Source organism: Bifidobacterium sp. H6bp9, assembly GCF_032193695.1.
Lineage (GTDB): Bacteria > Actinomycetota > Actinomycetes > Actinomycetales > Bifidobacteriaceae > Bombiscardovia > Bombiscardovia kimbladii.
Genome location: NZ_JASTZY010000016.1, coordinates 1 through 724 on the forward strand (window position 1 = coordinate 1; position 724 = coordinate 724).

At 61.5% G+C, this 724-nt stretch carries 1 pseudogene; it reads left to right on the plus strand.

Features of this window, described 5'->3' with window-relative positions:
• Positions 1–697 (plus strand): annotated as a pseudogene (locus QRX40_RS08645) (chromosome condensation regulator RCC1); the annotation flags it as partial.
• Positions 698–724 lie beyond the last annotated feature (27 nt).

Consider the following 724-nt stretch of genomic DNA (forward strand, 5'->3'; position numbering starts at 1 on the left):
CGCCAACCCCACTGACACGAGCAAAGGACTGCAAGCCGTACAAGTCAGCGGCGGATACTTTCATTCGCTAGCCGTGGGCAGCAATGGATACATCTACACCTGGGGATACAACAGCAATGGCCAGCTCGGCAATAAAACAGCGGATCCATCAGTTCCAGTGCTCACGCGCGACCCCGCCAACCCCACTGACACGAGCAAAGGACTGCAAGCCGTACAAGTCAGCGGCGGACAATTTCATTCCCTGGCGATCGGCACGGACGGGAGCGCCGAAGCATGGGGAAGCAACGAGTTTGGCCAGTTAGGCAACGACAGCATCCCCACTGGGAACTATACCAGCAGAGTTCTGACCCCTGTACCGGTGGTGTTCAATCTGGCGCCAGTAATCACCGGCGTCAAATTTGACAGCAATACCGCAACAGGATTGACGCGTGGTGATGGAGGTAGCGTCAGCGTGTTCACGCCGGCACACCAGCCGGGCATGGTCACGGTTAGCGTGGACTACACGCTGGGCGGCGCACCCCAAAACCCGGACACTTCTCTCCGATACACGTACCTGCCCGCAGGCGTGCTCCCACGTGCCGGCGGGGAAGGCATCCTGCTGGCCCTGGCCACCGGCATGACCGGCATGGGCGGGGTCCTCGCCTCGCGCCGCCACCGGAGGGAACAGCACCAACTGGTTCACGCTTCGCACGAGTAAGAGCGGCCGGGCGGCGTATCAATCCCC